This is a genomic window from Psychrobacter luti (assembly GCF_014192115.1).
In the GTDB taxonomy this organism is placed as follows: Bacteria; Pseudomonadota; Gammaproteobacteria; order Pseudomonadales; family Moraxellaceae; genus Psychrobacter; species Psychrobacter luti.
In genome coordinates, this window is sequence record NZ_JACHXL010000001.1 from 173,509 (window position 1) to 194,329 (window position 20,821).

The 20,821-nt window shown below is 43.1% G+C and carries 15 protein-coding genes; 5 read left to right on the forward strand and 10 right to left on the reverse strand.

Features of this window, described 5'->3' with window-relative positions; translation table 11 throughout:
* Positions 1–237: 237 nt before the first annotated feature.
* The 8 genes from FHS24_RS00705 to FHS24_RS00740 all read right to left on the reverse strand — a co-directional run bounded on the left by FHS24_RS00705 (position 238) and on the right by FHS24_RS00740 (position 10,794).
* Positions 238–618 carry a YbeD family protein gene (locus FHS24_RS00705; protein ID WP_183617839.1) on the reverse strand — a complete coding sequence of 127 codons (381 nt, stop codon included), beginning with the start codon at positions 616–618 and terminating at the stop codon, positions 238–240.
* 127 nt (positions 619–745) lie between these two features.
* The gene (locus FHS24_RS00710) at positions 746–1,444 is read right to left on the reverse strand and encodes a class I SAM-dependent DNA methyltransferase (protein WP_183617841.1); all 699 of its coding nucleotides are present in this window, start codon (positions 1,442–1,444) and stop codon (positions 746–748) included.
* A gap of 72 nt (positions 1,445–1,516) precedes the next feature.
* Positions 1,517–2,164: a thiaminase II gene (gene tenA, locus FHS24_RS00715; RefSeq protein WP_183617843.1), complete on the reverse strand. Its 648-nt coding sequence runs from the start codon at positions 2,162–2,164 to the stop codon at positions 1,517–1,519.
* Between the two features lie 433 nt (positions 2,165–2,597).
* Entirely contained in the window at positions 2,598–3,188 is a 591-nt protein-coding gene (locus FHS24_RS12490) for a TetR/AcrR family transcriptional regulator (RefSeq protein WP_183617845.1), read from the reverse strand.
* The gene (locus FHS24_RS00725; RefSeq protein WP_183617848.1) at positions 3,175–4,422 is read right to left on the reverse strand and encodes a multidrug effflux MFS transporter; all 1,248 of its coding nucleotides are present in this window, start codon (positions 4,420–4,422) and stop codon (positions 3,175–3,177) included. The genes FHS24_RS12490 and FHS24_RS00725 overlap by 14 nt, the downstream gene beginning before the upstream one ends.
* A 262-nt stretch (positions 4,423–4,684) precedes the next feature.
* Positions 4,685–6,598, reverse strand: a complete 1,914-nt coding sequence (gene rpoD / locus FHS24_RS00730) for an RNA polymerase sigma factor RpoD (RefSeq protein ID WP_183617850.1) — start codon at positions 6,596–6,598, stop codon at positions 4,685–4,687.
* Between the two features lie 697 nt (positions 6,599–7,295).
* Entirely contained in the window at positions 7,296–9,452 is a 2,157-nt protein-coding gene (locus FHS24_RS00735; protein ID WP_183617851.1) for a DNA primase, read from the reverse strand.
* Positions 9,453–9,630: 178 nt separating this feature from the next.
* Positions 9,631–10,794, reverse strand: a complete 1,164-nt coding sequence (locus tag FHS24_RS00740; protein WP_183617853.1) for an outer membrane protein assembly factor BamD — start codon at positions 10,792–10,794, stop codon at positions 9,631–9,633.
* 912 nt (positions 10,795–11,706) lie between these two features.
* Between FHS24_RS00740 and FHS24_RS00745 the strand changes: the two genes are divergently transcribed.
* Both FHS24_RS00745 and FHS24_RS00750 read left to right on the forward strand, forming a co-directional pair.
* Positions 11,707–12,783: an RluA family pseudouridine synthase gene (locus FHS24_RS00745; RefSeq protein WP_201599012.1), complete on the forward strand. Its 1,077-nt coding sequence runs from the start codon at positions 11,707–11,709 to the stop codon at positions 12,781–12,783.
* Between the two features lie 89 nt (positions 12,784–12,872).
* Positions 12,873–13,769, forward strand: a complete 897-nt coding sequence (locus FHS24_RS00750; RefSeq protein WP_183617855.1) for a polyphenol oxidase family protein — start codon at positions 12,873–12,875, stop codon at positions 13,767–13,769.
* A gap of 117 nt (positions 13,770–13,886) precedes the next feature.
* Here FHS24_RS00750 and FHS24_RS00755 read toward each other — a convergent pair whose 3' ends face one another.
* Positions 13,887–15,149: a YeeE/YedE family protein gene (locus tag FHS24_RS00755; protein ID WP_221184995.1), complete on the reverse strand. Its 1,263-nt coding sequence runs from the start codon at positions 15,147–15,149 to the stop codon at positions 13,887–13,889.
* Positions 15,150–15,674: 525 nt separating this feature from the next.
* Between FHS24_RS00755 and FHS24_RS00760 the strand changes: the two genes are divergently transcribed.
* Complete coding sequence (locus FHS24_RS00760; RefSeq protein WP_183617857.1) at positions 15,675–16,274, forward strand: flavodoxin family protein; 600 nt, start codon at positions 15,675–15,677, stop codon at positions 16,272–16,274.
* Positions 16,275–16,387: 113 nt separating this feature from the next.
* Here the strand turns inward: FHS24_RS00760 and FHS24_RS00765 are convergent, their stop codons facing one another.
* Entirely contained in the window at positions 16,388–16,681 is a 294-nt protein-coding gene (locus FHS24_RS00765; protein ID WP_183617859.1) for a hypothetical protein, read from the reverse strand.
* Between the two features lie 689 nt (positions 16,682–17,370).
* Between FHS24_RS00765 and FHS24_RS00770 the strand changes: the two genes are divergently transcribed.
* Positions 17,371–18,810, forward strand: a complete 1,440-nt coding sequence (locus FHS24_RS00770; protein ID WP_183617861.1) for a cytochrome c — start codon at positions 17,371–17,373, stop codon at positions 18,808–18,810.
* 347 nt (positions 18,811–19,157) lie between these two features.
* A complete protein-coding gene (locus FHS24_RS00775; protein WP_183617863.1) occupies positions 19,158–20,759 on the forward strand; it encodes a flavin monoamine oxidase family protein in 1,602 nt (533 codons plus the stop codon).
* Positions 20,760–20,821: the final 62 nt, after the last annotated feature.

Consider the following 20,821-nt stretch of genomic DNA (forward strand, 5'->3'; position numbering starts at 1 on the left):
TTTGGCAAAGGACGATGGGATAAGGGTTAGACGCGAACAAGATAAATAATAAAAGTTTTGTAAAAGATGGCGCGGATTTACTTTTTATTGTTGGGTAAATTAAGGAGCGCAAATCTGCTGAATGGCGCGCATATTTCGGGTGGAGATTGTACCCCAGACAATAAAAAATCGCCACCCATATGAGTGACGATTCGGACGAAAAAAGGGCTGGTTTTTCTTAAATTGATAAAACTGTGATTAGACCACCATACGTACGGTTTTTGCATTATCGAGTGACGCATAAAGCGTATTCACTTGCTCAACGGTGGTTAAGTATAAATTGGCACGAACCGAATGGAAACGTCCTGTTTTTGACGGCTTGACTTCCATAGAAGCTAAGTCAAACTCTGGAAACTGGCTACCTAGGATAAGCTTTACTTCATTGAGTAAGCTGTCGTGCTCACCTTCATGACCGATGATGCTGAGTGGGTAGTTCATCGGGAACTGCCAAAGTTCAGGATTTTGCACGTCGGTTTTTTTGCCTTTTAGGATACCGTCATTGGCGACCAGTTCTGTCACCTTGACCTCTCTTTTAGACGTTTGATTTGGGTTAGTCGTGTCTTTTGGATCATCAGTCATGATGTTGTCCTTATTTTTTTGAAAATATGAGCTTATGGATTATGCAGGTTAGCGCTTTATTCACCATTTATAAGGACACTCATCATATTATTCAAGGGTTGACCAGTAATAACTCATATTAAAATCGCTATTTTTTATAACCACACACTGCCACATAATCACCGCGATCATAACCTTCGATGACCTCTTGTACTTTGTCATTGGCATACATAGGATGGGTTAATAAAGTTTGCGCATATTCAAAATCGACAAAGCCATTGGCTTGCATCAACGCGATTTTTTCATCAGAGGTGCGCCAGTTTGCTGATTTAACCAGTTCAATAGGATAAGGGTCGGCGGGGGAGATGTGCTCGAGTAATGGATGCTCCCACGTATCTACCGCACTGGCCAAATTATATAAGCTGGCAAAACCGCTTTCTTTTGGCACATCAATCAGGATAAGCTTGCCGCCAGTCTTTAGAGCATCAAAGGACTTTTTAATACAGGTATCCAAGTCACTGATATAGCTGACACTGCCGTTAAACATGATGATGTCAAACTTATTGGGCTCAATCTCACAGGTTTCGGCAGGGCTGATATCCACTTGTAAGCCGCGCTTCTCAGCGATTTCAGCCATGTCTTTCGAAGGCTCGATACCGTGTGTGATATGTATATCGTAATCTTTGGCTAACAGTGATTCGAAAAGACCGCTACCACAGCCGATAGACAATATCTCACTGTCTTTATCTAAGAAGTGAGCGACCAGCTTTAGCTCACTGGTGAGTAAGTTTTGGTTGTCAAAAAACCAGCTGTCATACGCGCTTGCGTGTTCATCGAATGCGGCCATGATGTTTCTCCTTGAGTATGTTCGTTATTATATTGAGGAATTAGTCGGATTTTTGAATATGAAAGGTACAGGCTATGACAAATCTAACGCCTGCTGCCAAAAATTAACTTCCATACGCGCGGCAGTGTTAAATAGCCGTTGGAACTTGTTTGCTTGAGCAGGGCTGGCATCGGCTAACAGCGTATTAATCTGCGCTTCATTTTGGGCGGTAATCGCTTGAAACTCATCGCTAGAAAATACATCAATCCATGGCTGGTAAGGGTTGCCTGTGATAAAACCCTCATCTTTGATACGTTTGCCAATTTCCCCATAGCCCATTAAGCAAGGTGCAATCGCTGCATAGAGTTCAGCAAGTGAGCCTGACATAGCAGCGTCTAATATATAGCGGCTATAGGCGATGGTTACAGCAGATTCAGCAGCATTCTCTACTTCATCAAGTGGTATATTCCACTGACGACAGAAATCCAGATACATGCCAATTTCCATATCGAGCATGGCGTTGATACCCGCTTGACCGACGCGCATGTGTGCCAGCGTGTCACTCTTATATACGCTCAGCGCCATCACGCGGGTATAGTGAATTAAGTATAAATAGTCTTGCACAAGGTAGTGACGAAAGTTATCAGGGGCGAGTGTGCCGGCAGCCAATTGCTTGACGAAATCGTGCTGAATGTAATCATCCCATATGGGGCAATTGTGACGTAGCGTTTGGTAATCCATAGTTTTTACTTACTTTTATAAAACGCGAGCAAGCAAATGGTAGGAAACGAGAAGTGATAAGGCACAAAAAATTTGCCAGTCTAATTTACATAGATTGGCAAAATATAAAGTAAATGTGAATTATATATCGACACGCTTGTTTCCTACGTCAGTGCTAACTGCATCAGGTTCGCGGGTAACTCTCAGCCATGATTTTGATTGTAGCTAAAGCGTCAAAAATCAAAGCACCCCGACAAGGTTTATTTTTTAATCATAAATGTAAAATTCTAATAGCTTTGAGCTGCTGTTGTTTAAGCAGCCCATATTTAAACAATGTTTAAAGGCAGTATTTCAAAATAGCTTAAGCAGCTCAGCTCTATGATAGGCGAACTCAGCCATCATTAGCAAGTGATGCTCAAACAGCAATAAATAAAGGCGACCTACATTGAAAAATCTATTTTTTATCGAGCTGTTCAATAGCAGTGTGGTAAAGCATCAACATGGCTTTAAACCGCCGCTCATATAAGCCTTCTGCATATAGCAGCTCCACACTTAAGCTATCGATAACGCCTAGATAAGCATCGGTATAAAGCTCTAGCTGCTCAGCATCAAGCTCATAAGGCTTTAGAGCCAGTTGTATTTGCTCAGTCAGCACTGCAATATAAACGTTAAAAGTCGCCGCGCTGGTATCAGTAAGATGCACAGGTGCTGCATAGGCCATGCGAATTAAAAACCGTAAGGTAATCGCACTTTCATAACGCGCTTCAAAAGCATGGCAATACGCTTCACCGGGAGCAGAAAGTTCATTAGTCATAGCAAAGCATGACTTAATAAATGCACATTCTGACTCGAGCGCATCTTGCAGTAATTCTAAAAATATCGCTTCTTTACTGGCAAAGTGTGTATAGAGAGAGGCTTTGCGAATGCCCACAGCCTTGGCAATATCACTAAGTGACGCGCCCTCATAGCCATGCATAAAGAAAGGCTCAAAAGCGGCATCAATAATACGTTGCTTAGCGCTTGAGCGAGGTTTATGGCTTTGCATAGGCCTCCTCTAATGATGTTGTGGCGACATTGTTATAAGGTTTTAAGCTTCTAGAACCAAGATAGACCAATGCCAAAATAATCGGTCCCATGGCACCTAGCAATATTAACCAATATAAGGTGTTCATCTCAACCAGTTGTCCCGCGATGGGTGTGGCAGTGGATGAGAGTAACATAGGAATGGCGCCCAATAAAGCCGCGCTTGAACCCAAAGCGCTGCGCTGCGAGTCCATTGCAATTGCCATCAACGTCGCTTCCAATATACCAAGACCAAATAAACCTAAAGCAATGCCAGTGACAATGCCGACCAAACCCATCGATAGCAGATAAGCGATGATGCAAACGGCACTACCGAGCATCATGACACCGGCACCGATTAAAGCCAAATGTGACGCCGATATTTTTTTGACCAAATAAGCGGTAGAAGACGCACCTAAAATTAGACTGATACTGGTCAAGCCAAAGACAAAACCAAATTGCTCTAGGCTAAGACCATAGCCTGTTTGATAGGCATAAGCAGAACCACCGATGTAGGCAAATAAAAAGAAATACACTGCGGATAGCGCAAATAGATTAAAGACAAAGGTTTTGTTCTTTAGTATGCCGACATAAATGCCTGTAATATTTTTTATATTTAATTGAATACGCTTGTCTTTTGGCAAGGTTTCTTTGATATTCAACAGCGTATTTACTAGCACAATCATACCTAACACCGCCAGAATAAGCATAACGCCGCGCCAACCATAATGCGCACCGACGATACCGCCGATTGCTGGCGCGACAATTGGACCTAATGCCACAATGGTATTTAATAAAGCATAAATCTGTGCCGCTTTTGGTCCATCGACGAGATCACGTACCATGCTCATTACGACCACGATAGCCATAGAGGCGCCAAGACCTTGCAAAATGCGGGCAAAGATTAGGCTTTCAATACTTTGTGACCATATCGCCCACACGGAAGCGCAAATATACGCTAGCAAGCCTGCAAATAATGGTGCTATTCGGCCTATGGCATCAGATACGGGACCAAATACCAGCTGTCCTAAACCCATAAAGATAAGAAAGACGGTCAAAGTGATTTGCGTAGTGGCGTAGGAAGTATTGAGGTCTGTTGCCATATTTGGCATTGCGGCCAAATACATATCAATCGCTGCAGGGCCAAGCGCCACAATGATGGCAAGAGAGATGACGGTTTTGATACTGATGTGTTTTACATTGGTTTGCTTATTCATAAGAGTGCACTATTAACTATTTATTTATTTAATTTTTTAACTACCGAACGGTAGGTAGTTATACTGATAATTTTAGATAAAGGCAATATTTTTATGAATTAATTGCTTATGTAGTGCTATAGCGGCTCTATATTTAATAGATAAAAGCTAATAGCTATTAAATAACAGCCATTAAATAACGGGCACAAAAAAGCTGAGACATGCTCAGCTTTTTTGGTTTGTCATTAAGAATGTTGATATATGCTTAGCAATACTATTTCAATTAGTCATTTTCAAGGAAAGAGCGTAGGTGCTCAGAACGTGATGGATGACGTAATTTACGTAAGGCTTTAGCCTCAATCTGACGGATACGCTCACGCGTCACATCAAACTGCTTACCAACTTCTTCTAACGTGTGGTCGGTTGGCATATCGATACCAAAGCGCATTTTTAGGACACGTGCTTCACGCTCAGTTAGATTACCCAAGACGTCACGCGTCGCTTCACGCAGACCAGCTGCGGTCGCATCATCAACAGGACTTGAAATCGTACCATCTTCGATAAAGTCACCTAGGTGCGAGTCTTCATCGTCACCGATTGGCGTCTCCATAGAGATAGGCTCTTTGGCAATCTTTAGCACTTTACGGACTTTAACTTCGTCCATCTCTAAGCGTTCGCCTAATTCCTCAGGCGTTGGCTCGCGACCCATCTCTTGCAGTAATTGACGCGAGACACGGTTTATCTTGTTAATGGTCTCAATCATATGCACAGGGATACGAATCGTGCGTGCTTGGTCAGCGATAGAGCGGGTGATTGCCTGACGAATCCACCAAGTAGCATAGGTTGAGAATTTATAACCACGGCGGTATTCGAATTTATCAACCGCTTTCATCAGACCGATGTTACCTTCTTGAATAAGATCCAAGAACTGTAAACCACGGTTGGTGTATTTCTTAGCGATAGAGATAACCAGACGTAGGTTAGCTTCGACCATTTCTTTTTTGGCACGGCGCGCTTTGGCTTCACCGACAGCCATGCGGCGGGCAACGTCTTTCATGTCGTGAATTTTCATGTCGAGCTGCTGCTCGTAATCACGAATTTTACGTTGCAGTAAAATCACATCGTCGGTGACTTTTTCTAGCGTACCTGCAAAAGCTGGCTTGCCTTTTATGCGCTCAATCAGCCAATCTACGTTGGTTTCATTGCTAGGGAAAGTTTTACGGAATTCATCACGCGGCATACGACCACGGCGAATCACCAAACGCATGATTTGACGCTCTTGTTTACGCACATCATCATAGACGTCATGCATGATAGCCATGACTTGGTCTGACAAGCGATTATTAAGCTTCAACATCATAAAGCGTTCAGCAAGTAGAGCATAAGCCGTATCGGCTTCTACGCTACCACGGCCATAATCAAGCAAGGCTTGTTTTGCTTTGATAAATAAGTGTTCAATCTCTTCCAGACGTAAGCGTACTTCTTCTGGATCGATACCGCCGGTTTCTTCTTCGGCTTCTTCAACTTCCTCATCCTCGTCATCATCGTCAAGCGCAGCTTTGGCGTTGGCTTTTGGTTTGATAACAGGCGGATTTTCTTTTTCTTCTTTGATGCGCTCGCGCTCTTCCTTCGCCGCTTCTTTGGCTTCCTGGGCAGCGATTTTGTCTTCTTCGGTTTCAGGGTCTAAGAAACCTGTGATGACGTCAGACAATTTTTTCTCACCGTCTTGGACTTTTTGGTACTCGTCAAGGACGAACTGTACCGTACCCGGCCAGTAAGACATCGCATGCTGCACGTCACGAATACCTTCTTCGATACGCTTGGCAATGGCAATCTCGCCTTCACGGGTTAAGAGGTCAACCGTACCCATCTCACGCATATACATACGCACAGGGTCAGTGGTGCGACCAGGCTCAGTCTCGACCGAAGCCAAAACCGCTGCTGCCTCATCGGCTGCCATGTCATCATCACTTGAATCATCGTTCATCAAGATGTCATCGGCGTCGGGCGCAGATTCAAAAATTTTAATGCCAACGTCCGTTAGCATTTGCACGATATCTTCAATCTGATCACTTTCAGTAATAGAGTCGGGCAGTTGGTCATTCACCTCAGCATAGGTTAAATACCCTTGCTCTTTACCCATTTGGATTAAGGTGGCCAGTTGAGATGTGGACTTAGAAACTGACTTATCGTTCATAAATACTCGCTTGCTTGCATCGGACATTTTTATATTGTGACTCGCTATCGCTCGCTCAGTGCGTTGATATAATCAATCGATTCATCAAAATATGGCGTAAAGCTTGTCAGTAATAACAAAAATGAGTGGATATGAATAAAGGCTCAAAATACTACAATTACAATACTAAAAAACCGCTAAAAATTGATCATGCGCAAAATACTTCAAAATAATCTTACCTAAAAATCCAGTTGCCTAAAAATACGGTTATCTGAAAAATACTATTAGTTAAAAAACAACACTAAAAAATATTATGGGCTAAAAAATGATAATTCAAAAATACAGCGCTTTAAAATTTATGTTTTAAAAAGCGCTTTAAAAATGCATGCCTAGAGCTGTGCTTTTAGCTAAAACGATGCTTAATGATGCGGGTTTATCGTCATCTATTAAGTCGATCTATAAATAGTTAGCGACACAGTTTAACACAGACCAGCATAATCAAGCACGAGCTAGTGATGCTCGCTGCTATTTATCTAGCATTTATCTGGTATTTATTAATAATATTACCAATTATTTTTCGCCCATTGGTTTTTTATTAGTAGTCTGATTGAGGGCGGTATATGCAACTGGGCATAATCATTAATAGTGGGGGCAACTGCGATGCTTTTAAAGGGTTGCTGCCCATAAATAAAATCTAGGACGTGTCCTAGCCTAACCGTTAAGATTTCACCGTTGCCATTTGTGCCGATTGCTCTGCTTGCTGCGCGCGTAACCAATCATTTAATAACTGCGATTGTTTACGGACAATCGCCAGCTTTATATTGTCAGGATTTTTAATCAAATCTTGTGTTTTCTTCTTCATTTGACGTTCAATCAACTGGCTGACCAATTCTTCAACCAAACCATCAAGGCTCAAGATATTGCGCGTGGTAAGGGCTTTATAAAATCCGCCCCAATCACGGCTAAGCGTCTCTTGGGTACTGGGTTTGACATTGGATAAAATAAAGTGCGCCGCTGCATTAGCGTCTTTAGGCAAATAATCAAGACAGCGCTTAATGGTACTGACGATATCGAGCAGCGCATTATCTTGCAGGTCTTCCCATGCCAGTGGACGTAATATATCAGCAGAGGCTTTTTGTTTAATATGCGCCGGCAGCTGCAAATCATTAATACCTGCCTGCTGCCAAATGGCTTCGATAGGATCATCACTCAAGGCGCGCGGCTGGAATAAGAAACACAGCTGCAATTGCTGACTGATGGTCATATCGCCATCAAAATCTAGCAGCGCGTCTTTGGCATCTTTGTTTTGATTACGTTTACCGCCAAGCTTTTGATAAATATCATTGTTCAATAGATAACGAAAGCTACTGCCTTTAGGTAGGGCGGTGGTCAACGCGCGCACTTGCGACATGAGCTTAGCTTTACCTTCAGCCAAGGTTAAGTCGTAGCGCTCACTTAAATAAGCAAAAATATATTGCGATAGCGGCATGGCCGTAGCGATTTGCTCACGCATCGCATCTGCGCCCTGACTTTTTATAAAAGTATCAGGGTCATGATTGTTAGGTAAGGTTAAAAACCGCAGCTCTTTATCATCGCCAAGCACGGGCAGAGCGACTTCAAGGGTACGCCAAGCGGCTTTTTGCCCCGCGCTATCACCATCGAAGCTCAAAGTTAGAGTAGGGTTTAATGTCAACAGCCGCGATATTTGGCTCTCATTAATCGCCGTTCCCATAGACGCAACAGCACCATAGATACCGGCTTGATAAAGGGCAATGACATCCATATAACCTTCGACCACTATCCAGTTGTCAGCGCGCTGCTGGCGAGATTCGTAATAGCCGTATAGTACGTGCTGCTTATGGAAGACAGGTGAGTCAGATGAGTTGATATATTTGGGTTTTACTTCGTCATCAAGCGCGCGACCACCAAAACCAATGGTGCGACCTTGGTTATCGCGAATCGGGAAAATAACCCGATCACGAAGCAAATCGTAATCACGCCCTGATTCTGATTTGCGTACCAAGCCCAAAGCTTTAAGCCCTTCAATATCCTGCGGGAATTGATGCTCAAGATGCTGCCAGCCAAATGGCGCATAGCCTAAACCAAAGGTTTCAAAAATATCTTCTGTGATGCCACGTGATAAAAAGTAATGCTTGGCATGCGGATGAATAGTGAGATTGTGCTGATAAAACTGCTGGATTTGCTCTAATAGCTCATAAAGATTGCCATCTTTATCAGAGACACTATTGTCATCGTAGAGGGCAGTAGTATCAGCATCACCGGTCAACCATGCAGGTGGATAACTACTATCGTCTTGATAGTTGGCATCACCTTCTTCATAGCTAGTATCGTAACCATTCATCGCATAAGGAACGGAATCGTAAGCATCTAATGGCGGATAATTGCCATAGTTGTCGTTATAAGCTGGCAGGTGCGTATCAGCAGTTTGCACGTTTATGGATGACTGACTATCATTTTCTCGCGGGCGCGTTGCTGCTGCCAATGTTGTTGGCTCAATAGCGGGTTTTGGTTTAGCTTGTGGTTTAACTGGGGCACGCTGATAGCTGACGTTTTGTTGTTCTTCTTTTGGTACTTCGATGCCCGTTTGTTTAGACAGCTCATTAACCGCTTCGATAAAGGTTAAGTTTTCATAATCACGTAAAAAACTGATGGCGTTACCACCAACACTACAGCCAAAACAGTGGTAGATATTTTTTTGCGGATTGACATAAAAAGACGGCGACTTTTCACCATGAAACGGACAGCAGCCTTTGTACTCACTACCCGCACGTTTAAGCGTGGTATGACGCCCAATGATACTGATTAAGTCAGCTTGGCTATTTAATTGCTCAAGAATATGGTTAGGAATGCTCATACAAAAAACAGTTTACCATAGGTCAATTATATTAAGCATCGACAATCAGCTAGAAATAAAGACTGACAGTAGATAAAAAGTATAAGAAGTAAAAACAGAAAAATAAGGCCAACGAAATGTTGGCCTTATTTTTGATGATAGGCGCTAAGCGTCTAAGATAGACGAGGGTAGTATGAGACTACTCCGCAGGTAATGTGGTACGGCGTACAGGATTCATGTTTTGTGGATCGACATCAGCTTCTCTAGCGGCATCCCCAGTGCTCGATTGACTAGTCACGCGTTCAGCTGATGCTTCAGGTAGACCTAAGCCGACATTGATACCGCTATTGGCACGCTTAGGAGACATATTTAGCGGTGCATTAGCATTTGCAGCTGCCGCATTATTACTAGGCAATCTTAATTGGCTGGCATTACGGATAACTTGGGTCTTGGTAGCACCATTGTAATCGCCCGTCGCAACTGAGGTGTCTTTGTTAAAACGGTTCAGTTGCCCAAAGGTCAATTTATTAAACAAAGTGCGCTCACGCTTGGTATTGAGTTTGACACGTCCATCAGCGCTTAGCATGTTTGGATAGTTAATCTGCAATAGCGTTTTATATTCTTTTGCCAAGTCATTAAGACCGAGTTTTTCATGGCTATAAGCGAGTACTGCAATAGCGTCAGGCACAGATTCGCTTAATGGATAGTATTGAAACACCCACTTGGCACGGTTTACCGCAGCGACATAGGCTTCGCGCTCGACATACCAATTCGCCGCGCTCATCTCACTTTCTGCAAACTGATTATAGATAAAGGTCATACGCTGAGCGGCATCTGGCGCATAAGGGCTGTTAGGGTACTTATTGATAAGCTCTTGAAAGTTGGCAAAGGCAATACGCAAATACGCGGTATCACGCTCAGCTTGATTGAGCTTAAACAGTTTTAGACCTTCTGACGAGCCTTGCATATTGGCCACGCCGCGCACGTAGTAAGCATAGCTGACTTGCGGATTAGAGGGATACAAATTAATAAATTGCTCAGCACTGGCGGCAGCGGTCTCAAACTTGCCACTTTCATATTGAGCGTACATCATATCGAGCAATGCTTGTTCGGCATATTGTCCGGTTGGGTAAAAGGTGCGCAGATTGGTCAAATCTTCAACAGCTTGCGTATAGCGACCTTTATCAATCTGGGCGATGGCTTCGTTATAATAACCTTGCTCTGACTTCTCAGCAGTTTCAACCGCATCCACGTCTTTACCGCCGGTTAGGTTTTTAAACGTTTGACAACCCACCAAGTTGATACTTAGGGCAAGTAGGGTGATTGAGGACAGTTTGATAAACGTATTGCCAACAGCTTGCATACTTCTTCTCCGACACAAGACGCGTAATAGCAGCGACGCTATTAGGCTAAATAATAAAAGGATAATAAGGGTAATAATCAAAAAACGATGCTTGCGGCATTCGTTAACTGTCTGTTAGTGAGTAGACGCTATAAGTAAGTGCACTCATTAACAACAGGATTTTTATCGAATGCAGTTTTGCTCGTATGAATAAAATATATTTATTTTAAAAATTCAGTGCCATAGCATACAGCAAAACATGGCTTACTTTATAGAATAACCTTTGCTTCGTCTATTTTTTCGTTATCTATTTTGTAGTTAAACAGCGAATGCTTTATGTATGGTGGCCATGGTGACATTGTTCCGTAGTGTAGCATGAGCCGCTGTCACGAGCGATATTGAATATGGCTGACAGGGACAAATATACAGTAAATTACAGCCATGTTATATTTTAGAGAGTTAATCTACCGAGTAATGCCTAGTATATGACGGCTGAAAACCTGTCACATGATAATGATAAAATCATAGATAACGCGCAGCTTCTGTAGGGCTTAGGCGTTCAGCATGTTACACTATGACGATGTGACTTTTGCTTTTTTTGACCGCACTTATTTTTGACGGTCAGCAAGCGTTAGTCTGCTCTCTTATGAGGTCGGCTTACCAAACAGTGTAAGCGACTTTACCATGTATGAATCCGCTATGAATAATGATGCTATGACGACCAATTTACCTAAGAATCAACCACTAGATGCTAATATATCACCATCACCACTAACATCAGAAACGCTATCTGCGCAAGAGTTATCCGCGCAACATTTAGCCATGAAAAATTCACCAACGAAAGGTTCACCCGTGCAAAAATCGACGATACCCAATGAGTTATTAGAGGATAATGAGCTGCTTGCTGACCATGAAAGTGCGCCTGATGAGCAGATGCAAGAGCTGTCCGATGATGAGCTAGATGAATTGGTGGATGGCGAGCTACTTGATGAAGAAGATGAAGACGGCGATGATGATGCAGCGTCAGTCGCTGGGCAAGTCGTCCCTGTCATCGTTGATGTCACACATACGGTAGTAGAAGAGGAAGCTGGTTTACGTATTGATAAATTGGCATCAAAAGTATTTACCGACTTTTCGCGTGCGCAGCTACAAGGCTGGATCACTGACGGCAGCTTACTTTATAACGGCAGTGTGCAAAAACCAAAAATCCGTGTCAAAGCTGGTGACGTCCTGCATTTATCGACGACCTTAGAGCAGCATAGTGAAGATCAGCCAGAGAACATCGATATCGACGTGGTTTATGAAGACGATGATGTCTTAGTGATTAATAAGCCAGTCGGTATGGTCGTCCATCCTGGCGCTGGCAATCAAACCGGCACCTTGGTCAATGCACTACTGTATCACTATCCGCAGCAGCACCATCTGCCGCGTGCCGGATTGGTGCACCGTATTGATAAAGATACCTCGGGGCTATTGCTAATCGGTAAAACCAAGCCCGCGCAAATGGCATTGATGGAGCAGCTAAAAGACAAATCTGTCTATCGTCATTATCAGTGTGTGGTAGCAGGGGATGCAGCAAGTTTATTGCGTCATCGTCGTATTGACGCGCCTATTGGCCGCCATCGCAATCAGCGTACCAAAATGACGGTGATGACGGCAGGACGTGAAGCGGTCACCCATTTATTAACCGTGACGCCGCTTAACGACAACTACTGCCTGCTAGACGTCAGTCTAGAGACAGGGCGTACGCACCAAATTCGAGTACATCTTAGCCATATTACGTATCCGATAGTCGGTGACCGTGTTTATGGGGGTCGTCGTCAATTGCGTGCCGGTTTAACAGAAGCCCAGCGTCAAGCGATTAATAATTTCCCGCGCCAAGCATTGCACGCTTATACCTTGGGCTTTGTTCATCCAACGACTGGCGAAGACATCGAAGTCACAACGCCAATCCCTGAAGATATGCAGCAATTGATGGCAGTTTTAAGCGATGGCTATGACGAAGAATAATCATTAATGACTTCATGATGTTTATTTAAAAAAGCATAAATTAGCGGTAATGCCTTAATAACGATAATGAGAAGTGTGGTAAATCGACCATGACTAGCACAATAAACAAGCTTCCTATTACCTTGCTCGCTCAGCTTAATGAGGTGGCTGTTTTCCAAACAGCGGCTTTTAGTAATGATGATAATGCTGACGCTATTGCTGCTAATTCACAAAATCAGCAGCAAACAGACCAGAAAAGCCAGGCAAGTTATGGAGCGCTAAATTTAGGCTTTCATGTTAATGACAATGCAAAGACCGTCTTAAACAATCGCATGCATTTACTGAACGCTATCAATGAGCAATTAGTAGAAAATCAGCGCCAGTCGATTGATAGCTTGCACTGGCTCAATCAGGTTCATGGTAAGCAGATTCATGATATCGATGTGACCGCGCTGACTATGCGTCCGCTCGATGCTGATGCTATGGTTAGCAGCCAAGTGAACTTAGGGCTTGCGATTATGACCGCCGATTGTGTGCCGATTGTTTTATATCAGCCAGCAACGGAGCAGATAGCCGCCATACATGCAGGCTGGCAAGGACTGGCATGTGGTGTTATTAAAGCGACGGTCGAACGCTTTAATAGCTTTGAACCAATCATGGCATGGATTGGTGTCTGTATTAGTCAAGAGAATTATGAAGTCGGCAGACAAGTGCGAGATAAGCTGTTAACAGGGTGTATCGAAAATCAAACCTTAGTAGCGCAGCATCTAGAGAGTTTTGAACAACGTTACGTCTTAGCTTCTGAGGCGGATAAAATTAAGCTGAACTTACCAATGCTTGCTGCTGATCAATTAAATAGTGAAGGGATTATAGTCAGCAATGACTCCGCTGTACCTTGCAGTTATGCTGACCCGCATTATTATTCTTATCGGCGTCAAACGCACCTTCAGCAGCCTGCGACAGGACGTATGGCATTGGTCATTGTCCGCAGCCTTGCTGTTTGTTGATGCAAATAATTGGCGATAGTTTTTAAACAATAAAGCGCATTATATTGATGATGCAATAAAAAATAGCAGGCTTATCATTAGTCTGCTATTTTTTTTATTAAAATTATACTTTAGGAATTAGCATACAGAATCATTTGATTTTGGCACGGATAGCCCGAATAAAGGACGCAGATATAAGGCTAAAAAAGTCCCTGCCATCGCCATGATGCCCCATATATAACCATGAGCACTAAAAGAGGCGATGCCGCCGAAGTAAGCACCGATGTTACAGCCGAATGCCAAACGTGCGCCATAGCCCATCATTAACCCGCCAATCACCGAAGCGGCGAAATTCCCCAAAGTAATCTGGGTGAATTTGAATAAACCACCGGCTGCTGAGGCAATAAAAGCACCAATGATAATGCCGATATTCATGACGGTGGTTGAATCAGCGAAAATAGATGCGTTCAATGCGGCGGCATTCGCCCCTTGCCAATAGCCCCAGTTGGCAACATCAACACCAAAATTGCTGGCGATTTTAGAGCCCCACAATGAAAATGCAGAAGTAATGCCCCATGGTTGACCACGTGTGAGCAAGGTTAAAGCATTTAATATCGCTAAGACAATGGCGGCTGCGAACAATGGCCAAGAACCTCGAAAAATACGTCTCCAACCTGACTCAGTTGGAACGGGAGCCATCTTTGGAGCCTTGGTCTTTTTCTCAACAACGAGCGTAACCCACGCAATTAAAGCAAACAGCACTAAAGACAATACCCAAGCACCGCTATAACCAAGACCAGTAGAGGTGGCTAAAGAAAAAGGCGCAAAAGAGGGCATCTCTTCTGTCCAAAACGGCAGATGATAAGCACCAATGGTCGCGCCAATGACGAAGAAAATAAAGGTGATAAACATCACCGAACGTCCGCCGCCTACTGCGTAAAGCGTACCAGAAGCACAGCCACCGCCAAGCTGCATGCCAATACCAAATACAAAAGCGCCGACCAGTAGACTGACACCAACTGGTGACACATAACCTGCGACCGAGCTGCCAAAAATCGTCGTTCCATAAGCGAGAATGGGCGCAAACAACGTAACTGCAACGGCCAACATCAACATATGAGAGCGCATTGCTTGTCCATTACCAACCGACATCAGGCGTCTAAAGGCAGAAGTAAAACCAAAGCGCGCATGAAATAAGGTATAGCCGAGCAACAAGCCGATACCGAAAAGCAGCGGTTGGGCGGTAGTCTGGGTAATAGACAAATAGACCAACAGGATAATACCAACAATAGCGCCACCTATTATCAATGGTTTTTGTGGATTATTTAAAGCCAGTGTCTCTTTAGCAATCGGGTCTTGTGTATCGTTCACGGGCTGAACGCTCGTCGTTATAGTCGTCAAGGGAATCACATCCTTCTCTGATATAATGTTTCAGAGTTCATTGTTTGTATCATTATTTATGATAGGGTATTTGGAATATCCAACAGATTTTTCTAGGTATGATTGAATAAGGGCTATATGATAGACCCGTTTTAAAGAGTCACTACAAGAAGAGCAGGAATTATCATATTCATATATGGAATAACTATTTAAGTTTTAATGAATGCTAATCCTAAATGAATGCCGAAGCATGTATATACCTAAATACATATTCTTTGTCATTGAATTCAATCAATTTGATTTTACGTTTGAGTTAGGTTTTAATCATTATGTATTCCTACCTCACAAATTAAGCACCGAAAAATACCGCAGCTTAATCAAGGTTGAATTTATCAAAGCTTGCCTCATATCAATGAATTAATGCGTCCGCTGTCCTATATAATAGCTAACTGCTACATAACAGTAGCAAAATAAAGTATTTACAATAAAAACTATTTAACATTTGCAGAATTACTACTATTCACCCAATCCATTATTAGAGTTCGTATGACTACATCTATCACGTCTTCCTCAGCTTCCACAGACAATCCGCCTAACGTATCGATGGCGGTCATCTACCATAGTAATTATGGACATACTAGGCGCGTTGCCGAAGCCATAGTAACGGGCGCGCGCCAGCAATTGCCAGAGGCACAAGCCAAAGCTGTTGATGTCAATGATGTCGATTGGGATTTTTTAGATCAAGCAGATTTGTTGGTTTTTGGTAGTGCCGTATATATGGGCAGCGTGACAGCAGGCTTTAAGACTTTTATGGACGCGACATCCAAGCGTTGGTATCACGGCAAATGGCAAGGCAAATGGGCAGCCGGTTTCGCCAACTCAGGTGGGCTTAGCGGCGATAAGCTTGCTGTACTACAGCAGATTTGTCTTTATAGCATGCAGCATGGGATGAACTGGATAGGATTGCCGCTCAGACCGACGGGACATGAGCCTCATGATTTAAATCGTTTATCGAGTAATTTGGGTTTGATGACCCAGTCGCTTGATGGTCCACCTGAAGAAACTCCAGGGAAAGGCGATATTGATACGGCTATGTGGTTTGGTGAGCATTTAGCGAAGACCATTATTAAGCATCAGCCTAGATAGCAGATGAAAGCCTCTAGAAACTAGCGTAAGCAGTCACTCAGGCGCTATTAGTATTTTGAGGGCTTTATGAAGCGCAAAGCAAGAAAGCAGATATCAATCGATATCTGCTTTTTTTATTGAGCATGATTTTGTGTTGATATCTTTTTAACTGTAATCGTTCTAGTAACATTATTATCAATGATAAAGGGGTTATCAACAGTATTCTTAGCAGGAATAATCATAACTAATGGGGCAATAGAGGTAGAGATATTGTCATTCGGCACAGCTGTCAGTGGTACATCTTTGACAGCGAAAGCTTTCGCGGGAATACTTTTGACAGGAATAGGGCTTTCGACAAATTGGAAAGACTGGCAACCTGTCAGGGGCATCGTCGCTAAAAGTAGACAGATAAAGGTAAATGATTTCATAAGGACATCTCAGGTAATAGTTAGCAACGTCAAGATAGTTAGTAACGTTAAAATAATGAGCGACGTTAGCATGGCGCTTATCATAAACAAAATAAAGGATAAGGCAAAAGAGTATTGGTTATTAAGGTAGACATAATACATAAGCTATAGAGAACAGGAGGTATAACGCCATAGAAAGGTAAATCTCCCTAACTGCTATGTATCTATTATGTACACTCATAATTGATAATGATAAGCAAAAAAGTCTAATTTTATTAGGTAAATAATTTATTATATTCGTTTTTATGAATTAAAATAAGTTTTATCGGACTTTAGTGATTGTTTTCTAAAGGATTATTCTAATTATTTTTAATTATAATATAGAAAAGCATATTATCTATTAGGATTTGGCAATGATTCAACGTTTCTTTAAGTTTTGTAAAAACATGCAGTCAATGCGTTACTATTCAAGTAATAGTCGTGAAATAGTCTTACATTAGTGAGGTGAGTAGACATTATTTAGCAACTATCTTTGTTAGATTGTTTTTATTACCCTGTTTTATGAAGCATTTACTGGACGATTTGCTACCTCATTTAATGGATTATCCATTGGGCATTATAAATCATCAGTTATAAAAACTTGCCCAATATCAAATGTCTTATCCCAACAATAATTACAACACCCTAGGTGCCAGCTATATGAGGATATTATGAAGCCACTTTCTGTGATGTTATCGATGCTAGCCATTGGTATTACCTCCAGTGCCGTGATGGCTGAAGGTGTTAACCTTCCTAATGCCAGCTTACCCAATGTAAGCCCTGCCAATAGCGAGCTTGTCAACCGCGGTGCATATATTGCCCGTGCTGCTGACTGTATGGCGTGCCATGGTGAGGATTACACCGGCGGCACAGCGATTGAAACTCCGATGGGAGAGATTTATTCAACCAATATTACCCCCTCTAAACGTTACGGTATCGGCGATTATACCGAAACGGATTTAAAGAACGCTTTGCAAAAAGGTCGTGCACCGAGCCATATGCTGTATCCAGCCATGCCGTATCCTTCTTATAGCGGTATGAAAGAAGAAGATATCAGCGCATTGTTTACTTATTTGCAAACTGTTCCGGCAGTCGATGAAGCCCCGAAGCACAAAACCAATTTACCATTTCCTTTTAATATTCGCAGCTTAATGCTTGGCTGGAATTTTCTTAATGTACCGTCTACTGAAAAGCGCGACGGACTGAACGAGACGCAAAAACGCGGTGAATATCTGGTCAACAATTTAGAGCATTGCGGCACTTGTCATACCCCGCGTAATAGCACCATGGGTTTTGATAAAAAAATGTACTTATCAGGTGCTCAGCTTGGTCATTGGCATGCGCCAAATATCACGCCTGATGAGTCGAGCGGTATTGGCAGTTGGAGTGAGCAAGATATTATCACCTATCTACGTACCGGTGAGCTAGACCAACGCGCTTATGCGGGTGGTCCCATGGGTGAGGCAGTCGCGCATAGTACGCGATATCTAAAGAATGAAGATTTGAGTGCCATTGCCTCTTACCTAAAAGCCGTACCTGCCATTCAAACAGACGATAAAGTCTCTGCTGTCGATGTATCGCGCTTGCCAACGCCCGTCAATGAATCTATTACTCATGACTTACTTGCGCAAAAAGATTATTTAGCGCAAGCAAAAACAGAGGTGAGCAATGGTAGCAATTCACCAGAATCGCTATATCTAGCAGCGTGTGGTAGCTGTCACGGTGTCGATGGTTACGGTCAGCCTGATGCGCGTTATGCGCCTATCGTGGGACTCAGCAGTATTCGCCGTGAAAAGCCTGATGCCCTTGTTAACATGATACTTCATGGGGTAGAGGGAGCGACTGATACGTCGCCTATCATGCCGGGATTCTCAGAAGAGCTGAACAGTGATCAAATTGCTGGCATTGCCAATTACGTACGTGTCAATTTTGGTGGGCTTACTAAAAGTGAGGTAAGTGCTGCTGATGTCGATCGCATCGCTAACACAGGGGTGGATAAACCCTTCTTAATCAAGTATGCAGGTTTATTGGCAATCATCGGTATTCTCGTCGCTATTGCGGTCATTATATTTATTATACGAGCCATTTTACGTTCTAAGCGCCGCCGTTAATTGGACATTAGCTATTTGTAATGACTTTTATTGAAATTGTTTTGACTTAAATATGCTCAATTGACGTCATACAAATAGCAAGAAACTCAATCAAACAGCGGACTATTAATCTTATAAATGCGTTTTAGGCAGCTATTATAAAACAATTATTATAGGGCAGGGATTCACGGCAATACGGTAGCGTAGGGCAGCTTGGCAAATAAGCGCAGAATTATGCCAAGCGGATAAATAGCATAAATACTTATTAATAAAGATAAGTATTTATCAATAGAACCACTGTCTAAGAGCCAGTGTCTAAGAACCTGTGTTTACCGTTATGCACGAACGTCTACTTTAAGGATATTATTATGAAAGACATGCTTCAATCACCAACGCGGCGCCAACTGCTTTCGATGATTGGTAAAACAGCGGGCGCAACCGCGATGTATCAGGCAATGACGACGTTAGGATTTGCATCAGAGTCGAGCTTTAAGGAAACCATGGACCTTAAGGGTGCACCGCCGGGTGCTAGTATCGTCATTCTTGGCGCTGGACTTGGCGGCCTGACCGCTGCTTACGAGCTACGTAAAGCGGGCTATGATGTCAAAGTGCTCGAGTTCCAGAACCGTGGCGGCGGTCGTAGTTGGACGCTTAATAGCGGTGATAAATATACCGAGCTTGGCGGCGAAGAAGTTACCTGCGATTTTGAAGAAGGTAACTATTTTAATGGTGGACCATGGCGTCTGCCTAGTCATCACTATGCCGTCTTCCACTATTGCAAACAGTTCGGCGTTGAGATGCAACCATTTGTGCAAACCAATGATCGTGCTTATTTGCATCGTACTACCCATTTCAATGGTGTGCCGCAGCGTTTAGGTGATATAAAAAATGACATCCAAGGTCATGTAGCGGAACTGCTGTCAAAGTCAGTGAACGTCGGTGGTTTAGATCGTTCGGTTAATACTGAGGATAAAGAGAAGCTACTAGAAGGCTTAAAAGGTTGGGGCGTACTCGATAAAGACTATCGTTACCGTGCCAGCAATGCGACCAGTAAGCATCGTGGCTATAGCGTTTTCCCAGGTGGTGGCTTGATGCCTGATGAGAAGCCATCGAAGCCTTTGCCTATCAGTGAGATATTAGACTCGGGCATGTGGGCGGATATTTATGGCAATCATATGACTTATGGTCATCAACCAACGATGTTTCAGCCAGTGGGCGGTATGGGCAAAATCGGTGATGCTTTCACCCGTGAATGCCGTGATATGATTGAGTTTAATGCCAAAGTTACAAAGATTCACCAAGATGAGACTGGCGTGACAGTCGATTATGTCGATAGCAATAGCCCTGATGGCGCAACCAAAACTATTCGCGCTGATTGGTGTGTCTGTAATATTCCGCTGACAGTATTGACTCAAATCGATATTAACGTCTCAAAACCAATGAAAGAAGCCATGGCAGCAGTGCCTTACGAGACTTCTTATAAAGTTGGCTTAGAGTTCAATCGCCGCTTTTGGGAAGAGGATGAGTGGATCTATGGCGGCTTGACCTATACTGATATGCCGATAGCCCAGATTGCTTATCCTTCAGAAAATATGTTTAAAACGGGTACGGGGGTGTTATTAGGCGCTTATGGTTACGGTCCAACCTCTTATAAGTTTAATACCTTAACCCCGCAGGAGCGTATCAATGTTGCGCTGGCTTACGGTAAATATATCCATCCTCAGTATCCAAAAGAGTTCCGCGCCGGTACATCAGTAGTATGGCACCGTATCCCGTGGACACTAGGTTGTTATGGTATTTGGAATGAATCGACTCGTCGTCAGCATTATGACACCTTGTGTAGTATTGATAACCGTATTGTACTCACGGGCGAGCATTGCTCACACATTCCGGCATGGCAAGAAGGCGCTATTTTATCTGGTATGGATGCCGCTAAGCGCCTACATAAAAAAGCAAAAATGCTGGGTTAATATGAATAACTATAAAAATTCAGAGGCTATCATGGACAATGCAATCGTGAATAAGGCAGTCG

What these genes read in the sequence shown, in the direction of transcription:
- FHS24_RS00735 (WP_183617851.1), bottom strand. Translation starts at nt 9,452, where the DNA reads ATGAGCATTCCTAACCATATTCTTGAGCAATTAAATAGCCAAGCTGAC.
- FHS24_RS00740 (WP_183617853.1), bottom strand. Translation starts at nt 10,794, where the DNA reads ATGCAAGCTGTTGGCAATACGTTTATCAAACTGTCCTCAATCACCCTA.
- FHS24_RS00765 (WP_183617859.1), bottom strand. Translation starts at nt 16,681, where the DNA reads ATGAAATCATTTACCTTTATCTGTCTACTTTTAGCGACGATGCCCCTG.
- FHS24_RS00705 (WP_183617839.1), bottom strand. Translation starts at nt 618, where the DNA reads ATGACTGATGATCCAAAAGACACGACTAACCCAAATCAAACGTCTAAA.
- FHS24_RS00725 (WP_183617848.1), bottom strand. Translation starts at nt 4,422, where the DNA reads ATGAATAAGCAAACCAATGTAAAACACATCAGTATCAAAACCGTCATC.
- FHS24_RS00760 (WP_183617857.1), top strand. Translation starts at nt 15,675, where the DNA reads ATGACTACATCTATCACGTCTTCCTCAGCTTCCACAGACAATCCGCCT.
- FHS24_RS00745 (WP_201599012.1), top strand. Translation starts at nt 11,707, where the DNA reads ATGCAAGAGCTGTCCGATGATGAGCTAGATGAATTGGTGGATGGCGAG.
- FHS24_RS00710 (WP_183617841.1), bottom strand. Translation starts at nt 1,444, where the DNA reads ATGGCCGCATTCGATGAACACGCAAGCGCGTATGACAGCTGGTTTTTT.
- FHS24_RS12490 (WP_183617845.1), bottom strand. Translation starts at nt 3,188, where the DNA reads ATGCAAAGCCATAAACCTCGCTCAAGCGCTAAGCAACGTATTATTGAT.
- FHS24_RS00775 (WP_183617863.1), top strand. Translation starts at nt 19,158, where the DNA reads ATGAAAGACATGCTTCAATCACCAACGCGGCGCCAACTGCTTTCGATG.
- FHS24_RS00750 (WP_183617855.1), top strand. Translation starts at nt 12,873, where the DNA reads ATGACTAGCACAATAAACAAGCTTCCTATTACCTTGCTCGCTCAGCTT.
- FHS24_RS00770 (WP_183617861.1), top strand. Translation starts at nt 17,371, where the DNA reads ATGAAGCCACTTTCTGTGATGTTATCGATGCTAGCCATTGGTATTACC.
- tenA (WP_183617843.1), bottom strand. Translation starts at nt 2,164, where the DNA reads ATGGATTACCAAACGCTACGTCACAATTGCCCCATATGGGATGATTAC.
- rpoD (WP_183617850.1), bottom strand. Translation starts at nt 6,598, where the DNA reads ATGAACGATAAGTCAGTTTCTAAGTCCACATCTCAACTGGCCACCTTA.